Source organism: Vibrio sp. S11_S32 (genome assembly GCF_014694465.1).
Classification (GTDB): domain Bacteria; phylum Pseudomonadota; class Gammaproteobacteria; order Enterobacterales; family Vibrionaceae; genus Vibrio; species Vibrio algicola.
The window spans coordinates 54233-70440 of record NZ_JAAUWS010000008.1 but is presented as its reverse complement, the minus strand read 5'-3'; the positions used below and the strand labels follow the sequence as shown (position 1 = coordinate 70440).

The window sequence follows — 16208 nt, the reverse complement described above, 5'->3', positions numbered from 1 at the left end:
ATATACTGGCCATAGTTCAATTACCTTTAGGCTTATTATGTCGCAAAACAACAACCCACTACACGGTATAACTCTTGAAAAATTACTCACTGAATTAGTGGAGCATTACGGTTGGGAGCAATTAGGACAGATGGTTAACATTCGCTGTTTTACTTCCGATCCGAGTATCAAATCGAGTTTGAAATTTTTGCGTAAAACCGAATGGGCGCGCGTGAAGGTTGAGAATATTTATATTGGACTTAAAGGGTAATACTTCGTACGAAAAGATCTGGTTAGCTCCAATTATTGATGACAAAAAGCGCCAGTAATCAGTAACCAGTAACCAGTAACCAAATTTAAGACATAAAAAAACCCGCTATCACTAGCGGGTTTTTATTTAAGCTTTAAAAGTGACTAATAAGAATTACTTCTTCTCAGCTTCTTTGCGTGCTTTAACGTCAGCAATTACTTGCTCTGCTACGTTGCTTGGACATGGTGAGTAGTTAGCGAATTCCATAGAGAATTGGCCACGACCAGATGTCATTGTACGTAGAGAACCGATGTAACCGAACATTTCAGAAAGCGGTACGTCTGCCTTGATGCGAACGCCTGTAACGCCAGCTTCTTGGTCTTTGATCATGCCACGACGACGGTTAAGGTCACCGATAACATCACCAACGTGATCTTCAGGAGTGAACACATCAACTGCCATGATAGGCTCAAGAAGTTGAGCACCAGCTTTAGGCATAGATTGACGGAATGCACCTTTCGCTGCAATTTCAAATGCTACTGCAGATGAATCGACTGCGTGGAAGCCACCATCGAATAGTTCAACTTCAACGTCTAGAGTTGGGAAGCCCGCTAGAACACCGTTGTCCATCATGCCAGCAAAACCTTTCTCGATTGCAGGCCAGAATTCTTTAGGAACGTTACCGCCCACAACAGAAGATTTGAACGTAAAGCCAGAGTTTTGCTCACCCGGCTTGATACGGTAGTCGATTTTACCAAATTGACCAGAACCACCAGATTGTTTCTTGTGCGTGTAGCTATCTTCAATTGCTTGAGTAATAGTTTCACGGTAAGCAACTTGTGGTTGACCAACAATAAGGTCTACGCCGTAAGTACGCTTCAAGATGTCTACTTTGATGTCTAAGTGAAGCTCACCCATACCTTTAAGGATGGTTTCGCCTGTTTCTTCATCAGTTTCAACTTGGAATGATGGATCTTCTGCAACCATTTTACCGATAGCGATACCCATTTTCTCAGAACCGCCTTTATCTTTAGGCTGTACAGCAATCGAGATTACTGGAGTTGGGAATACCATTGGTTCTAGAGTTACTTGGTGCTTAGGATCACAAAGAGTGTGACCAGTTTGCACGTTCTTCATACCAACGATAGCGATGATATCGCCCGCTTGTGCTGAAGTAAGCTCTTTACGATCATCCGCTTGCATCTCAACCATACGGCCAACACGCTCTGTTTTACCAGTGAATGAGTTCATGATGGTGTCGCCTTTGTTCAATTTACCAGAGTAAATACGAACGAAAGTTAACGCGCCAAAACGGTCATCCATGATTTTGAATGCAAGTGCTTTGAATGTTTCATCAGCAGACACGATAGCGTGCTCGCCATTTTCGTTGCCTTCTTCATCCATTAGAGGTTGTGGATCAACTTCAGTTGGAGCTGGTAGGTAATCTACAACAGCATCAAGTACTAGTTGCATACCTTTGTTCTTAAATGCAGAACCACAGTATGTTGGGAAGAACGCTAGGTCACGAGTACCTTTACGGATACAACGCTTGATTTCTTCTTCAGAAGGTTCTTCACCTTCCATGTAAGCCATCATTAGGTCGTCGTCTTGCTCAACAGCAGTTTCGATCATTTCTTCACGGTATTGCTCTACATCGTCAACCATGTCCGCAGGAACATCTTCAACAGTGTAGTTTTCTGGTAGACCAGTTTCGTCCCAGATGTATGCTTTACGAGAAAGAACGTCTACAACGCCTTTAAAGTCATCTTCAATACCGATTGGTAGAGTCATGATAAGTGGAGTAGCACCAAGTACTTTCTTCACTTGCTCTGTAACACGGTAGAAATCTGCACCCATACGGTCCAGTTTGTTTACGAAAATGATACGTGCAACTTCAGATTCGTTAGCGTAACGCCAGTTAGTTTCTGACTGAGGCTCAACACCACCAGAACCACAGAATACACCAACACCGCCATCAAGAACTTTAAGAGAACGATATACTTCAACAGTGAAGTCAACGTGTCCAGGAGTATCGATAACGTTAAAACGGTGGTCTTTCCAGAAACAACTTACTGCTGCTGACTGGATAGTAATTCCGCGCTCAGCTTCTTGTTCCATGAAGTCAGTAGTTGATTCGCCATCATGTACTTCACCCGTTTTGTGGATAGTACCTGTTAGCTTAAGGATACGCTCAGTTGTGGTTGTTTTACCCGCATCAACGTGGGCAAAAATACCAATGTTTCTGTATTTTGATAAGTCAGTCATTGTCTTACTCTATTAATAGGATATAAAGTTCGCGCAGAGTATAACACAATCTGTCAAGACTGATATCCCCTGTGCACATTTGCATAAAAAATCTTTTTCTTCGCTTGTATCAAGCGGCTAAATCTTGGTGATTAATACTGATTTTTGATACGTTCTCTCTATTTACGTCTTGATTGTTACAGCTTGAATATCACCAACTTACAATATCTGCTATGGTTTATCTCACCGAACAATGGATGTTGTGAACGCATTTTAAGCAAAAATAAAAAAAGCGAAAGGATTAGCATGAGAAAATGGATAAAAAAATGGCTATTACGTCTAATTATTGGTTTTATCGGCTTATCTATACTCATTACGCTGCCATTACGTTGGGTAAATCCGGTACTTTGGAGTTGGCAATTACAGCGTGAATTCGCGCCACCTAAAAATCATCAACCTCAGCCAGCAGCAAAATGGGTCACAATTGATGCTATTTCTCCTTATATGCAACTCGCGGTAATCGCATCCGAAGATCAACACTTCCCTAATCATCACGGCATTGATTTTGAATCCACTACCAAAGCGGTGGAAGATATCATTACTGGCGAACGTCGACGTGGTGCCAGCACTATCACTCAACAAACAGTAAAAAATTTATTTTTATGGCCAGGTGAGAGTTTAGTTCGTAAAGGGATTGAAGCTTGGTTAAGTGTGTTGGTTGAACTCGAGTGGAACAAGCCGCGCATTCTCGAGATTTATTTAAACTTAGCCGAATTTGGTCCGAGTATTTTCGGAGTGCAAGCGGCTAGCCAACATTTTTTCGGTATTAATGCCAACCAACTTTCTGCCACACAAGCAGCGCGACTGGCGGCGGTATTACCTAATCCCTACTTATTTAAAGTCAACCAACCCACGCCATACCAATGGCAACGCATGAGTTGGATTGAAACTCAAATGAATCAACTTGGCTTAGGTTATCTAAAAGAAATGAAATAATACCAAGCCATAAATTTAATGATCGTTCAAAATTGAGCAAATATTAAATGGAATTGGTATAAGAGATCACACGCCATGCTCCCTGAACAATAGAACACTTAAAGCTCATCAAAAGCGTCAATGGCTTCTGAGAGTTTTTTTACCCCGTGGATTTGCATGCCCGCAATACCGCCTTTAGGCATATTGGCAGCTGGCACAATCGCGCGTTTAAAGCCGTGCTTATGTGCTTCCATTAAGCGCTCTTGGCCACTTGGCACTGGGCGAATTTCTCCCGCTAAGCCGACTTCGCCAAACACCACCACATCTTTGGGTAATGGCCTATCTTTAAAGCTCGAAAGCAACGCCATCAACAATGCTAAATCGGCGCTGGTTTCAGCAACTTTAACCCCACCAACCACATTGATAAAGACATCTTGATCGGCCATTTGTAAGCCGCCATGTTTATGTAATACCGCCAACAGCATTGATAATCGATTTTGATCTAAGCCTACCGCTACTCGGCGCGGATTGGCTAATTGCGAATAATCCACCAGCGCTTGGATCTCAACCAGAAGTGGACGGGTACCTTCCCACACGACCATCACCGAACTGCCTGAGGTTTCTTCATCGCCGCGCGATAAGAAAATCGCCGATGGATTACTGACTTCTTTTAAGCCTTGCCCTGTCATAGCAAATACGCCCAGTTCATTCACCGCACCAAAACGGTTTTTATGACTGCGTAATGTTCTAAAGCGACTGTCCGCGCCACCATCGAGCAATACTGAACAATCGATAATATGTTCTAATACTTTAGGCCCGGCGAGTGTGCCATCTTTGGTCACATGCCCGACTAAAAATACTGCCACATTATTTTGTTTGGCATAACGGGTTAAGGTGGTGGCCGATTCCCGCACTTGAGACACACTGCCTGGTGAAGATTGCACGTCTGCTACATGCATCACTTGGATCGAATCGATCACGATGATCTTAGGTTGTTCTTTTTCGGCTATTTGGCAAATCTTATCTACGCTGGTTTCTGACAGCATTTTTAAATGATCTTTTGGTAACCCCAAACGGGACGCGCGCATTGCTACTTGCTGCAGCGACTCTTCGCCAGTGACATATAATGTGGGCATTTGCGCGGCTAAACGACACACGGTTTGCAACAATAAAGTACTTTTACCTGCGCCAGGATTACCACCGATCAAAACCGCCGACCCAGGTACAATGCCGCCACCTAAGACTCGATCAAACTCTTTAAAGCCGGTCGATACCCGTGGCACTTCTTGTAAGTCAATTTCAGATAAATTTTGAACTTGAGATTCAGTGTTGCCACCGGCATAACCCGATAAACGTTCATTACGCGCCACTTGCGGTGAGGCGGCCAGTCGTACTTCGGTAATGGTGTTCCATGCTCCGCAAGCACTACACTGCCCTTGCCAACGTGGAAAATCTGCTCCGCAGTCATTACACACATAAGCGCGTTTTGCTTTATTCGCCATCAAGTTCTCTCAATTTTCAATCATTTAATGGAAAAAGGCAGAACGATTAAGCCCTGCCTTTGTTTGAAGTTTTAAACTTGCACTAATTCTACGGGATCGCTTTCCAGCTGACACGTTTTTGTTTAATTAATGCCGCGGATAAGATACATACGATACCGCCAAGACCGGCATATCTGACTACCGTTTGTGCTTGTTGTTCAACTTTGGGTTTAGCGTGATACGCCACCCCTAAGCCTGCGGTTGCCATCATGACTAAGTCATTGGCCCCATCACCAACGGCAATGGTATTATGCGCTTCAACATCATATTCATCGGCGAGACTCACCAAAATATCGGCTTTGGTTTGCGCCGAAACCACATCGCCTAATACTTGTCCGGTTAGCTTACCATCGACAATTTCAAGCGTATTGGATTGAGCGAAATCTAGTCCTAATACTGATTTAAGATGATCGGAGAAATAGGTAAAGCCACCGGATGCAATCGCGGTTTTCCAACCCAGTAAGCTTAAGGTATTAATCAACTCTTCTAACTCTGGCATAAACGGTAATGTCAAACGTACTTGCTCAAGAATTGATTCATTCGCGCCCGCTAATGCGCCGACTCGCTCACGCAAACTGGCTTCAAAATCTAATTCCCCTTGCATTGCCCGTTCGGTAATGGCTGACACTTGTTCACCAACACCTGCCAATTTAGCGATCTCATCAATACATTCAATTTGAATCGCGGTGGAATCCATATCCATCACAATTAAACCGGGTTTATGCAATTCAGGGAGTACCGTGACCGGCGCACAGTCGAGCTTCATACCATGCACAAATTCCATCAACTCTGGCGAGAACTCACCAGACATCAACACCACTTCGTAGCGCCCCACTTTCCAAGCATCCAGCACCGCATGTTCAACACCGGTAAAAGTATCAATGGCATCAAAATACTCAGGTGGTAAATACTCACCAAACACGATCCATTGCGAGTTCACTTTGGCTAAACTGCTGTGAATTTGAGTTTCAGGAAAGCGCTTTTGCAGTGAGATATTACGCTGTATCTTTAATTTTTTTACGACATCCATGTTTCATATCCTTATTTAACTGCCTCCAAGTTACCCTATTGCAAATTAGTTATGCAAGTATTTCACTCACTCAAATGATAAATCTCTTGTTTCTAACCTGTTTTCACTAGGTAACTTCAAGCAGCTACTTGAATTCGCTTGGGTATATTACTTTCAGAAAATCCCAGACTTCAGTTATACTTATCAATAGTGCTATTTATCGGTTAAGGTCTCTATGCAAACCTCTTTATTTTCATGGCGTGTTTTTTTGCGTTTATTGGCGATTGTACTGCTCAGCGGTCTGTTTGCTTACACCATTATAAACAGCTTTGTGATCAGTCGAGATAATGAACGAATTCAAAATCATCAACTTGATACTTTGACTAACCTACTCATTTCTCAAGCGGCGATGTCGGCCAGCGATCTTATTGTCAATGATGAGCAAGATGCGTTATTAAAATTAACCAATCAAATTTCAGCCGAACCTTTAGTGCATGATGCAACCATTTATAACTCAGAAGGCATTCGCTTAGCCGCCAGCGACGATGCAAAATCGGTACGAGAAACTTTAGGCTTAGATACCCCACTTCAAAGCTCTAACATTGGCCGCGAACAATTGGTCGAACCTATTTTTAACGACCACAATGCAATTGGCTTTATCCGCATTACTTTTGAGAAAGGTTTAGTGACCGCTATTTCAGACCATCGTTACCGCAATAGTGATCATTTAATGTATTTGATGCTTATCATCAGTTTCTTTAGTGGCGGTTTACTGTGTTTGCTACTGATTTACAAGCCTAAAGACAATATCGAAAATATCTTATTGAAAGATTTGTAGTACCGATTCCATTTACTATTTGAATAGCCGAGTTCTGATCACCCAATGACTCAAATTGTTATAACTCTCTTGATTACGCGCTAACAAAAAACTCCAATCGCATCAGCCATTGGAGTTTTTTTAGTTACCGCTTAGCATTAGATTCACAATGCTATTTAAACGATAGATTAAGCGTCTTTATCGCCTAAAATCACAGAGTCTAGTGCGATATGGATCATTTCGTTAAACGTGGTTGCACGCTCATCAGATGTTGTTTGCTCACCCGATTTAATGTGATCCGATACCGTACAAATTGCGACTGCTTTTGCGCCGTATTCTGCCGCTGCACCATAGATGCCCGCCGCTTCCATTTCAACACCTAGGATGTCATATTTGTCCATAACGGTGAACATGTCTGGATCTGGAGTGTAGAATAAATCAGCAGAGAAAAGGTTACCCACTTTCACGTTAATGCCACGCGCTTTCGCCGCTTCTTCGGCATTTTTTACCATGTGGTAATCCGCAATCGCTGCAAAATCGTGATCTTTAAAGCGCATACGGTTCACTTTAGAGTCAGTACATGCGCCCATGCCAATCACAACATCACGCAATTTAATGCTATCGCTTACTGCGCCACAGCTGCCCACTCGAATAATTTTTTTCACGCCGAAATCTTTAAACAACTCAGTGACATAGATAGAGCAAGAAGCAATACCCATACCATGACCCATTACTGAGACTTTACGACCTTGGTAAGTACCAGTGTAACCAAGCATGTTACGAACATTACAAACTTGAACCGCACCATCCAAGAAGTTTTCTGCGATGTATTGGGCGCGTAGCGGATCGCCAGGCATCAATACTACGTCTGCAAAGTCACCCATTTCAGCATTAATATGTGGAGTTGCCATGTTGTTTTCCTTTATTAGTTTTCGTTCACTGCTCATTTTAAAGCAGTAATTAAAATAATTATTCTGTTTATATCGTCGTCTCAGGGATGACGACGATTATATTTCGAGTTTTTCGTTCTTGCTTACAAAAACGACTTGCCGTAATCCATATCAGAAGTATCAAAATACTTCGCTAGGCTTTGACCAATATCGGCAAAAGTATCACGACGACCTAAAGAGCCGGCTGGGATCTTAGGTCCTGATACTAACACTGGAATATGTTCACGCGTATGATCACTACCCGGCCAGGTTGGATCGCAACCATGGTCGGCGGTTAAGATCAGAATATCGTCTTCTTTTAGCAGTGCTTGAATTTCTGGTAAGCGCTTGTCGAAGTATTCCAATGCGGCAGCATAACCTGCCACATCACGGCGGTGACCGTAAGAAGAATCAAAATCAACGAAGTTAGTAAATACGATGGTGTTATCACCGGCACGTTTTACTTGCTCAAGCGTGGCATCAAATAATGCTTCTAGGCCGGTGGCTTTGAATTTTTGCGTAATACCACAGCCAGCATAAATATCAGAGATCTTACCGATAGAGACCACTTCACCATTTTTTTCGTCGACTAATTTTTGCAATATTGTCGGCGCTGGCGGCTCAAGTGATAAATCATGACGATTACCAGTACGAGCAAACTCACCCGCTTTAGCGCCAATAAATGGACGCGCAATAACACGGCCAATATTATAAGGTTCTAGCTCTTCACGAACAATCTCGCACAGCTCAAGTAAGTTATCTAAGCCGTAGGTTTCTTCATGGCAAGCAATTTGGAAAACAGAATCTGCCGAAGTATAAAAGATCGGCCAACCGCTTTTCATGTGCTCTTCACCAAGCTCATCAAGAATAACCGTACCCGATGAATGGCAGTTACCAAGATAACCAGGCAGCTTTGCGCGTTTTACGATGCTATCAAGTAACTCTTGAGGAAAGCTATTGGTTTTATCGCTAAAATAGCCCCAATCAAACAATACTGGCACACCTGCAATTTCCCAGTGACCAGACGGGGTATCTTTACCCGAAGATAACTCGGCAGCATGGGCATAAGCGCCAGTGATCACGGCATCTTCATCTAGACCAATTGGGAATTTTCCGGTTGATTCTTGCCCCGCTTTTCCTAAGCCTAACTTCGATAAATTTGGCAGCTGCAATGGGCCGCTACGCAAATCATTATCTGCTAGGCCTTGGCTGCATTGTTCTGCGATGTGGCCGAGAGTATCTGCGCCAACATCACCAAATTTATCTGCATCTTGCGAAGCACCGACTCCAAAAGAGTCCAGTACTAGAATTATTGCACGTTTCATAATTAGCTCTCCTACCAAGCACGCAAGATCATATTACAGATCTTGTGCTCGAATTTGACGATAAATATTCGGTGTTTGTTGATAAGTGTCATTTGAAACCGTGATCGCTTGCTGCAATTCATCAGCAGCTTGTTGCCACTGCTCTTCATTGCGAGCATGGATCATTGCCAGTGGCGTTGCTTCATTAGCGGTTTCACCTAAACGAATAAACTGCTCAAAACCAACCGCATAATCAATCTCATCACTAGCCACTCGACGACCACCACCCATCGATACTACCGCCATACCAATCGCGCGAGTATCCATCGCAGTAACCGTACCAGATTGCTTAGCGTAAACCGGTTTTACAATCTCGGCTTTTGGTAAGTATGCATCATAGTTTTCAACAAAATCTTTCGGACCACCTAAGCCTGAAACCATTTTGCCAAAGCATTTGGCTGCGCTACCGTCATCGAGTACCGCTTGTAATTTGGTATGAGCTTGCTCAGTCTCATCCGCCAATTTACCAAGCACTAACATTTCTGCGCATAGAGTCATGGTGACATCGAGTAAACGAGGATTACGCACTTCACCGCGAGAGTTTTTCTCACCAGTTAAGAACTGCACCGCTTCACGCACTTCAACTGCATTACCTGCCGATGAGGCCAACACTTGGTTCATATCGGTAAGAATAGCGGTGGTTTGAGTCCCAGCGCCATTGGCGACAGCAACAATAGATTGTGCTAGCTCTTCTGAGGCTTCATAGGTTGGCATAAATGCACCAGAACCCACTTTGACATCCATCACTAATGAATCTAAGCCTGCAGCTAATTTTTTCGATAAAATAGACGCGGTGATCAAAGAGATATTATCGACCGTTGCCGTAATATCACGAGTGGCATAAACACGTTTATCGGCTGGCGCTAAATCACCAGTTTGACCAATAATTGCCACCCCCGCCTCTTTGGTTACGCTGCCAAACAGTTCATTATTTGGCATAATATTGTAACCAGGAATAGATTCTAATTTGTCTAACGTGCCGCCAGTATGACCAAGGCCACGCCCTGAAATCATAGGAACAAAGCCACCACAAGCTGCGACCATTGCGCCAAGCATTAAAGAGGTCACATCGCCCACGCCACCCGTTGAATGTTTATCAACAATCGGGCCAGAGAAATTCATATGTGACCAATCAATCACCATACCTGAATCGCGCATCGCACAGGTCAGTGCAATTCGCTCGGGCATCGTCATTTCATTAAAAAAGATGGTCATCGCAAACGCAGCAATTTGACCTTCTGAAACAGTGTCATTGGCTACGCCCTGAATGAAAAAATTGATTTCTTCAGTGGTGAGCACTTCACCATCACGTTTTTTTCGAATAATTTCTTGAGGTAAAAACATCACAACCTGCCTGCTTGTTTATCTGAACGATATTTATTTGTTCAATTCAGCAATAATATTTCATGGCGAAAAAGAACAAAGATAACCTAACCCTAACAATCAGGTTATCTCGATATACCCGGCTGACTTAAATATCTAACTTAAAGATGTCGCTTAGGTATAGACAGCATTACATTCTCAAAACAAAGAGATTAGTAACCGCCTTCCGCCGCTTTCTCGCCTTCACCTAAAGTGTTTAGCAAGTTAGCTAATAAGCTTGAAGCGCCAAAACGGTAATGCATGTTATCGGCCCAATCTGCGCCTAAAATACGATCCGCCATAGCAAGGTAAGCTTGTGCATCTTCTGCAGTGCGAACGCCACCAGCTGGTTTAAAACCAACAGTTTTCGCCACACCCATATCCGCAATCACCTGCAGCATAATTTCAGCCGATTCTGGCGTTGCATTCACTGGCACTTTACCCGTTGAAGTTTTGATAAAGTTCGCACCAGCTTCAATTGAAAGTTGTGAAGCACGTTTGATCAAGGCTTCTTCTTTTAGCTCGCCGGTTTCAATGATCACTTTTAGTAATACATCGCCACATGCAGCTTTACATTGCTTCACTAATTCAAAACCAGTTTTTTCATCACCGGCAATTAGAGTGCGGTATGGGAAAACCACATCCACTTCATCGGCGCCGTAAGCGATCGCCGCTTTGGTTTCTGCTACTGCAATATCAATGTCATCGTTGCCGTGTGGGAAGTTAGTGACGGTTGCAATACGGATTTCAGGAGTGCCTTGTTCGCGTAGAGTTTTCTTCGCAATAGGGATAAAACGTGGGTAAATACAAATGGCGGCAGTGTTGCCAACCGGTGATTTTGCATTCTTGCATAAAGCAATCACCTTCTCATCCGTATCGTCTTCATTCAACGTAGTGAGATCCATTAATTTTAGTGCACGTAAAGCTGCTGCTTGTAAATCGTTCATTTCTATCTCCGATTGGTAAATTATATCGATTAAGCTTTGATCAATGTTGTTTTCAAGTTTAGCTCATTAATCAAAACTGATTGGGGATTCCCCCTAATAAATAGTATGAAATGAACGGACTTGGTTCCTTGAAGACTTAATGCCAGAAACACTCGGCATTAATTGCAATCCTTGTCACCGCACAACCTAGTTCAATAGGCTGTATACCCAAATAACTTAGGTATATACACATCTTGTGTAGTCATATTAATTATACTGATTAAATTGGCGTTATCTGTTTTCTGATGTAACGCAAACGGTTTGTATCTCAAAAAAAATGTTAAATCAATCACATTTTTTTTTAGAGTGGAAATTTATTGTTGTTGTTGCTTAAAAACAAAAAACCGCAGCTATGTGAATAGCTGCGGCTTAGTTTTATTTTCTAGCGTCTATATCAATTACATGGTTTGTAATGTGATAAAGAAACCAGCAATAGTTGCTGCCATTAAGTTAGATAATGTACCAGCAAGGATTGCTTTCATACCCATCTGTGCAATTTCAGAACGACGTTCTGGTGCAAGACCACCCAGACCACCTAGTAAAATCGCAATTGAAGAAAGGTTAGCAAAACCACACAATGCAAAAGAAATGATGGCTTTGGTTTTCTCATCAAGAATAACCGCTGCGCCTTCTTTTAGGTATGGGGCAAAGTTAGAGTAAGCCACAAATTCATTCAAGATGGTTTTCTGACCAATAAATGAACCTGCAATTGTTGCTTCACTCCAAGGAACACCAATCAACCATGCAACAGGTGCAAAGATGTAACCTAAAATAAGTTCTAGAGTTAAGTTTTGAATACCAAACCAACCACCAATCCCACCAAGCATACCGTTAAGCAGTGCAATCAAGCCGATGAAAGCAAGTAGCATTGCACCAACGTTTAGGGCTAGAGATAAACCAGCTGATGCGCCAACAGCTGCAGCATCGATTACGTTAGCAGGCTTGTCGTCATCAAGAACATCTTCATCACCCAATTGATCAATTGGTGTTTCAGTTTCTGGCTTGATGATTTTAGCAAACAGTAAACCACCAGGAGCGGCCATAAATGATGCTGCGATTAGGTAAGACAGTGGCACACCCATTGCTGCGTAACCCGCCATAACACCACCAGCAACCGAAGCTAAACCACCACACATTACTGCGAATAGTTCAGATTGAGTCATCTTAGGGACAAAAGGACGAACCACTAACGGTGCTTCTGTTTGGCCAACAAAAATGTTTGCTGTGGCTGACATAGATTCTGCGCGAGAAGTACCTAGGGCTTTTTGTAAACCACCACCTAGAAGTTTGATAACGATCTGCATAACACCAATGTTATATAACACTGAAATTAACGCAGAGAAGAAGATGATAGTAGGCAAAACTTTAAAGGCAAAAATGAAGCCAACACCATCAACAGAGAAGTTTACTAGGTTGCCAAAAAGGAACCCAATACCTTCATTACCAAAGTCGTATACATGCTGTACGCCATTCGTCATTGAGGCTAAAACATCACGCCCCCAAGGAACATAAAGTACAAATGCACCTAGACAGAATTGAATGACAAATGCGCCACCCACGGTTCTTAAATTAATTGCTTTTCGGTTGTCAGAAAATAGAACTGCTACTGCTAGCAAAAAGATCATTCCGACGATACTCATAACCAGGCTCATGGTATATGACTTCCTTATAGTAAGTTAAAGTGTATTTCAAGGTGGAGCTCTAAAGAGAGGGCGATTATACGCTGACATCCCGTAACAAAGTAATACCCTAATCTCATTTATTAATGTAAATATAATGAAAAACACAAATGTTCGTGACTTAGATCACTTAAACAATAATTAACACAGGGCAAACGGTTGCTTTTTATTCACTATTTCTATCTTTACAAACAAAATAAGTGGTGACTATTTAACCAAAGTTGTTTTTCGAGCTGTTTTTTATTTTCTAATCGCAACTCAACAAGCGCTTTAAAAACCAATTTTAGCTGCGTAGGATGATTGTTTTCACCTTGAAATCCATCTAATGGCATATCCGGCGCATCGGTTTCGAGCAACAAAAACGATAACGGAAGTCGTGAAATAACATCGCGTGTTTTGCTGGCTCGTGGGTAACTGATCACCCCACCCACTCCGATATAAAAACCGAGTTTGATGTACTCCATTGCTTGCTGATAACTGCCGCTAAAAGCATGAATAACGCCGCCCTTTTTGGGTTGGTGTTTACGCAGAATTTTCACCACCTGATCATGTGCTTTACGTGCGTGAATTATCAATGGTAATTCAAATTCTATCGCCAATAAAACCTGGGCTTCAAATAACTGATATTGCTTATCGAGCTTCTCGGGTGTGAGCCATTGCTCTTCCAGCCTCAAGTCTAGTCCACACTCTCCAATTGCGACACACTTGCTACTGCGACAAGATAACGATTGCTTTAGCTTTAAAATCGCATCATCGCCATGTTGAGCCATAAAATACGGATGAAGCCCCAAAGCGTAGTATAAAGAGGGAAATTGTGATGAAAGGTTTGCGAGTTTCGACCAGTTAGATTCACCAATCGCAGGAATAATGATTTTAGTCACGCCCGCTTGCTGAGCAATATCAAGGTGATGTTGGGTATCATCAAAGGCAGAAAAATCAAAATGGCAATGCGTATCGACCAAGCACGAGGAGTCAGTCATTTTCTAAGCTTTAAAGTTTGGTGTAACGGGATGGTGTTGGGCAGGTGCCTGATAGGTTTTGTCTGCTGGTGTTTTTTGATGGATAGGATCGGCTTTATAAGCGCAACAGCTGCGTTTATGCTCTGGAGTTAAACCCAATTCCTCACACCAAGCATCGTAACGAGCAAGGTAAGTTTTACATTGTTGTTTCCATCGCCCCAAAGCGTTAAATATTTTAAAACCAGAACACCACATAGCCACTCCTTTTACTGTCATTGAGGTGAGTGATTTCAGTATAGCCTCAAGACGGCGATAAATAAAAACCGCTTAAGCAATATAGATAATCAAAACTATCTAAATCACTACAGCGGTCATTTAACTTTATTCTAAGAACGAATTACGTCCGTTTCAGCTTTCGCTCTTAGTGCTCGCGTGTTGCTCTAAAGTTCACTTCAGGGAAGCGCTCTTTGGCCAGGTTCAAATTGACCATGGTCGGGGCAACATACGATAGATTATCGCCGCCATCTAATGCGAGGTTCGTTTGGTTTTTACGCTTAAATTCATCCAGTTTTTTCTCGTCATTACATTCGATCCAACGCGCGGTTGCCACATTTACGCCTTCATAAATCGCTTCCACGTTATATTCAGATTTTAAACGCGCCACTACCACATCAAACTGCAACACACCTACCGCGCCAACAATCAGATCATTATTTTGTAATGGACGGAATACTTGCACCGCGCCTTCTTCTGAAAGCTGTACCAAACCTTTAAGCAATTGCTTTTGTTTAAGCGGATCACGCAGACGAATACGACGGAATAATTCTGGCGCAAAGTTAGGGATACCAGCAAACTTCAATGCTTCGCCTTGAGTAAAGGTATCACCAATTTGAATGGTGCCATGGTTATGCAAACCAATAATATCGCCTGCATACGCATGTTCGGCGCGAGTACGGTCACCTGCCATAAAGGTCACGGCATCGGAAATGCTGACAGTTTTACCACTGCGAACATGGTTCATCTTCATGCCTTGGCTGTAAGTGCCCGACACAATACGCATGAAAGCAATACGGTCACGGTGCTTTGGATCCATGTTAGCTTGGATTTTAAACACAAAACCTGAGAATTTTTCTTCTGTCGCTTCAACTTTACGCTGATTGGCTTCACGCGCCATTGGCGATGGTGCCCACTCGGTTAAACCAGAAAGCATGTGGTCAACACCAAAGTTACCCAAAGCGGTACCAAAATAAACAGGGGTTAACTCTCCCGCTAAGAAAAGCTCTTGGTCGTATTCATTTGAAGCGCCAATCACAAGCTCAAGTTCATCGCGTAAATTCGCCGCCAGATCTTCACCTATTGCGCTATCTAATTCCGGGTTATCTAACCCTTTAATGATGCGCTCTTCTTGAATGGTATGACCTTGACCCGTAGCGTATAAAATCGTTTCATCGCGATGAATATGGTAAACACCTTTAAACTCTTTACCACTGCCGATTGGCCATGATATTGGTGCACAAGCCATATTCAATTCGTTTTCAACTTCGTCTAACAACTCCATTGGATCACGAATATCACGGTCACATTTGTTCATAAAGGTTACGATCGGCGTATCACGTAGACGAGTGACTTCCATCAATTTACGCGTACGGTCTTCGACACCTTTCGCCGCATCAATCACCATCAAGCATGAATCGACAGCGGTTAATGTACGGTAAGTATCTTCCGAGAAATCTTCGTGCCCAGGAGTATCGAGTAGATTAACCAAGCAGTTGTTAAAAGGAAACTGCATGACCGAAGTGGTTACCGAAATACCACGTTCCTTTTCCATTTCCATCCAATCTGATTTGGCATGTTGCTTAGAACCGCGTCCTTTTACCGTACCGGCTGTTTGGATCGCGTTTCCGAATAACAATACTTTTTCAGTAATGGTGGTTTTACCCGCATCGGGGTGAGAGATGATCGCAAACGTGCGACGCTTGCCAACTTCAGAAAGGAAAGACATAAGTGCAGTAAACCTTATAAACAGTTTGTCTATTGCCGTATATCACGACAACAAAATAATGGAGTGACTAAAATAGTTCGAGTTTCCTGCTACTAAATCTGCTTGGAAACCA

At 42.8% G+C, this 16208-nt stretch carries 14 protein-coding genes; 3 read left to right on the top strand and 11 right to left on the bottom strand.

The window, feature by feature from the left end:
- Positions 1 to 37: 37 nt before the first annotated feature.
- Complete coding sequence (locus HC723_RS06680; protein WP_153447533.1) at positions 38 to 250, top strand: VF530 family protein; 213 nt, start codon at positions 38 to 40, stop codon at positions 248 to 250.
- A 153-nt stretch (positions 251 to 403) separates the two neighbouring features.
- Here the strand turns inward: HC723_RS06680 and fusA are convergent, their stop codons facing one another.
- Positions 404 to 2494, bottom strand: coding sequence for an elongation factor G (fusA, locus tag HC723_RS06675; protein WP_153447534.1), 2091 nt, complete (start codon positions 2492 to 2494; stop codon positions 404 to 406).
- A gap of 285 nt (positions 2495 to 2779) precedes the next feature.
- Here fusA and mtgA point away from each other — a divergent pair, with 285 nt between their 5' ends.
- Complete coding sequence (gene mtgA / locus HC723_RS06670) at positions 2780 to 3469, top strand: monofunctional biosynthetic peptidoglycan transglycosylase (protein WP_190338577.1); 690 nt, start codon at positions 2780 to 2782, stop codon at positions 3467 to 3469.
- Between the two features lie 98 nt (positions 3470 to 3567).
- Here mtgA and radA read toward each other — a convergent pair whose 3' ends face one another.
- Entirely contained in the window at positions 3568 to 4950 is a 1383-nt protein-coding gene (gene radA / locus HC723_RS06665; RefSeq protein ID WP_190338576.1) for a DNA repair protein RadA, read from the bottom strand.
- A gap of 88 nt (positions 4951 to 5038) precedes the next feature.
- On the bottom strand, positions 5039 to 6019 hold the full coding sequence (gene serB, locus HC723_RS06660; protein WP_190338575.1) for a phosphoserine phosphatase: 981 nt from the start codon (positions 6017 to 6019) through the stop codon (positions 5039 to 5041).
- Between the two features lie 214 nt (positions 6020 to 6233).
- On the opposite strand from serB, the gene HC723_RS06655 reads away from it, so the two are divergent.
- Positions 6234 to 6836 carry a YtjB family periplasmic protein gene (locus tag HC723_RS06655; protein ID WP_190338574.1) on the top strand — a complete coding sequence of 201 codons (603 nt, stop codon included), beginning with the start codon at positions 6234 to 6236 and terminating at the stop codon, positions 6834 to 6836.
- Between the two features lie 167 nt (positions 6837 to 7003).
- On the opposite strand, the gene deoD is transcribed toward HC723_RS06655, so the two are convergent.
- From deoD to prfC, 8 genes are all read right to left on the bottom strand, one after another.
- Entirely contained in the window at positions 7004 to 7726 is a 723-nt protein-coding gene (gene deoD / locus HC723_RS06650; protein WP_153447539.1) for a purine-nucleoside phosphorylase, read from the bottom strand.
- A gap of 122 nt (positions 7727 to 7848) precedes the next feature.
- Entirely contained in the window at positions 7849 to 9069 is a 1221-nt protein-coding gene (gene deoB, locus HC723_RS06645; RefSeq protein ID WP_153447540.1) for a phosphopentomutase, read from the bottom strand.
- Between the two features lie 33 nt (positions 9070 to 9102).
- Positions 9103 to 10452 (bottom strand): thymidine phosphorylase, encoded by a 1350-nt coding sequence (gene deoA / locus HC723_RS06640; RefSeq protein WP_190338573.1) that lies wholly within the window; start codon positions 10450 to 10452, stop codon positions 9103 to 9105.
- Positions 10453 to 10643: 191 nt separating this feature from the next.
- Positions 10644 to 11417 carry a deoxyribose-phosphate aldolase gene (gene deoC, locus HC723_RS06635; RefSeq protein ID WP_190338572.1) on the bottom strand — a complete coding sequence of 258 codons (774 nt, stop codon included), beginning with the start codon at positions 11415 to 11417 and terminating at the stop codon, positions 10644 to 10646.
- A gap of 437 nt (positions 11418 to 11854) precedes the next feature.
- Complete coding sequence (locus tag HC723_RS06630; protein ID WP_190338571.1) at positions 11855 to 13108, bottom strand: NupC/NupG family nucleoside CNT transporter; 1254 nt, start codon at positions 13106 to 13108, stop codon at positions 11855 to 11857.
- A gap of 212 nt (positions 13109 to 13320) precedes the next feature.
- Positions 13321 to 14115, bottom strand: coding sequence for a TatD family hydrolase (locus HC723_RS06625; RefSeq protein WP_190338570.1), 795 nt, complete (start codon positions 14113 to 14115; stop codon positions 13321 to 13323).
- A gap of 3 nt (positions 14116 to 14118) precedes the next feature.
- Complete coding sequence (locus HC723_RS06620) at positions 14119 to 14349, bottom strand: hypothetical protein (RefSeq protein WP_446751390.1); 231 nt, start codon at positions 14347 to 14349, stop codon at positions 14119 to 14121.
- A 166-nt stretch (positions 14350 to 14515) separates the two neighbouring features.
- Positions 14516 to 16096 carry a peptide chain release factor 3 gene (gene prfC, locus HC723_RS06615; RefSeq protein WP_153447545.1) on the bottom strand — a complete coding sequence of 527 codons (1581 nt, stop codon included), beginning with the start codon at positions 16094 to 16096 and terminating at the stop codon, positions 14516 to 14518.
- Positions 16097 to 16208: the final 112 nt, after the last annotated feature.

What these genes read in the sequence shown, in the direction of transcription:
- radA (WP_190338576.1), bottom strand. Translation starts at nt 4,950, where the DNA reads ATGGCGAATAAAGCAAAACGCGCTTATGTGTGTAATGACTGCGGAGCA.
- HC723_RS06680 (WP_153447533.1), top strand. Translation starts at nt 38, where the DNA reads ATGTCGCAAAACAACAACCCACTACACGGTATAACTCTTGAAAAATTA.
- deoA (WP_190338573.1), bottom strand. Translation starts at nt 10,452, where the DNA reads ATGTTTTTACCTCAAGAAATTATTCGAAAAAAACGTGATGGTGAAGTG.
- deoD (WP_153447539.1), bottom strand. Translation starts at nt 7,726, where the DNA reads ATGGCAACTCCACATATTAATGCTGAAATGGGTGACTTTGCAGACGTA.
- HC723_RS06620 (WP_446751390.1), bottom strand. Translation starts at nt 14,349, where the DNA reads ATGTGGTGTTCTGGTTTTAAAATATTTAACGCTTTGGGGCGATGGAAA.
- HC723_RS06630 (WP_190338571.1), bottom strand. Translation starts at nt 13,108, where the DNA reads ATGAGCCTGGTTATGAGTATCGTCGGAATGATCTTTTTGCTAGCAGTA.
- deoB (WP_153447540.1), bottom strand. Translation starts at nt 9,069, where the DNA reads ATGAAACGTGCAATAATTCTAGTACTGGACTCTTTTGGAGTCGGTGCT.
- HC723_RS06655 (WP_190338574.1), top strand. Translation starts at nt 6,234, where the DNA reads ATGCAAACCTCTTTATTTTCATGGCGTGTTTTTTTGCGTTTATTGGCG.
- prfC (WP_153447545.1), bottom strand. Translation starts at nt 16,096, where the DNA reads ATGTCTTTCCTTTCTGAAGTTGGCAAGCGTCGCACGTTTGCGATCATC.
- serB (WP_190338575.1), bottom strand. Translation starts at nt 6,019, where the DNA reads ATGGATGTCGTAAAAAAATTAAAGATACAGCGTAATATCTCACTGCAA.
- deoC (WP_190338572.1), bottom strand. Translation starts at nt 11,417, where the DNA reads ATGAACGATTTACAAGCAGCAGCTTTACGTGCACTAAAATTAATGGAT.
- mtgA (WP_190338577.1), top strand. Translation starts at nt 2,780, where the DNA reads ATGAGAAAATGGATAAAAAAATGGCTATTACGTCTAATTATTGGTTTT.
- fusA (WP_153447534.1), bottom strand. Translation starts at nt 2,494, where the DNA reads ATGACTGACTTATCAAAATACAGAAACATTGGTATTTTTGCCCACGTT.
- HC723_RS06625 (WP_190338570.1), bottom strand. Translation starts at nt 14,115, where the DNA reads ATGACTGACTCCTCGTGCTTGGTCGATACGCATTGCCATTTTGATTTT.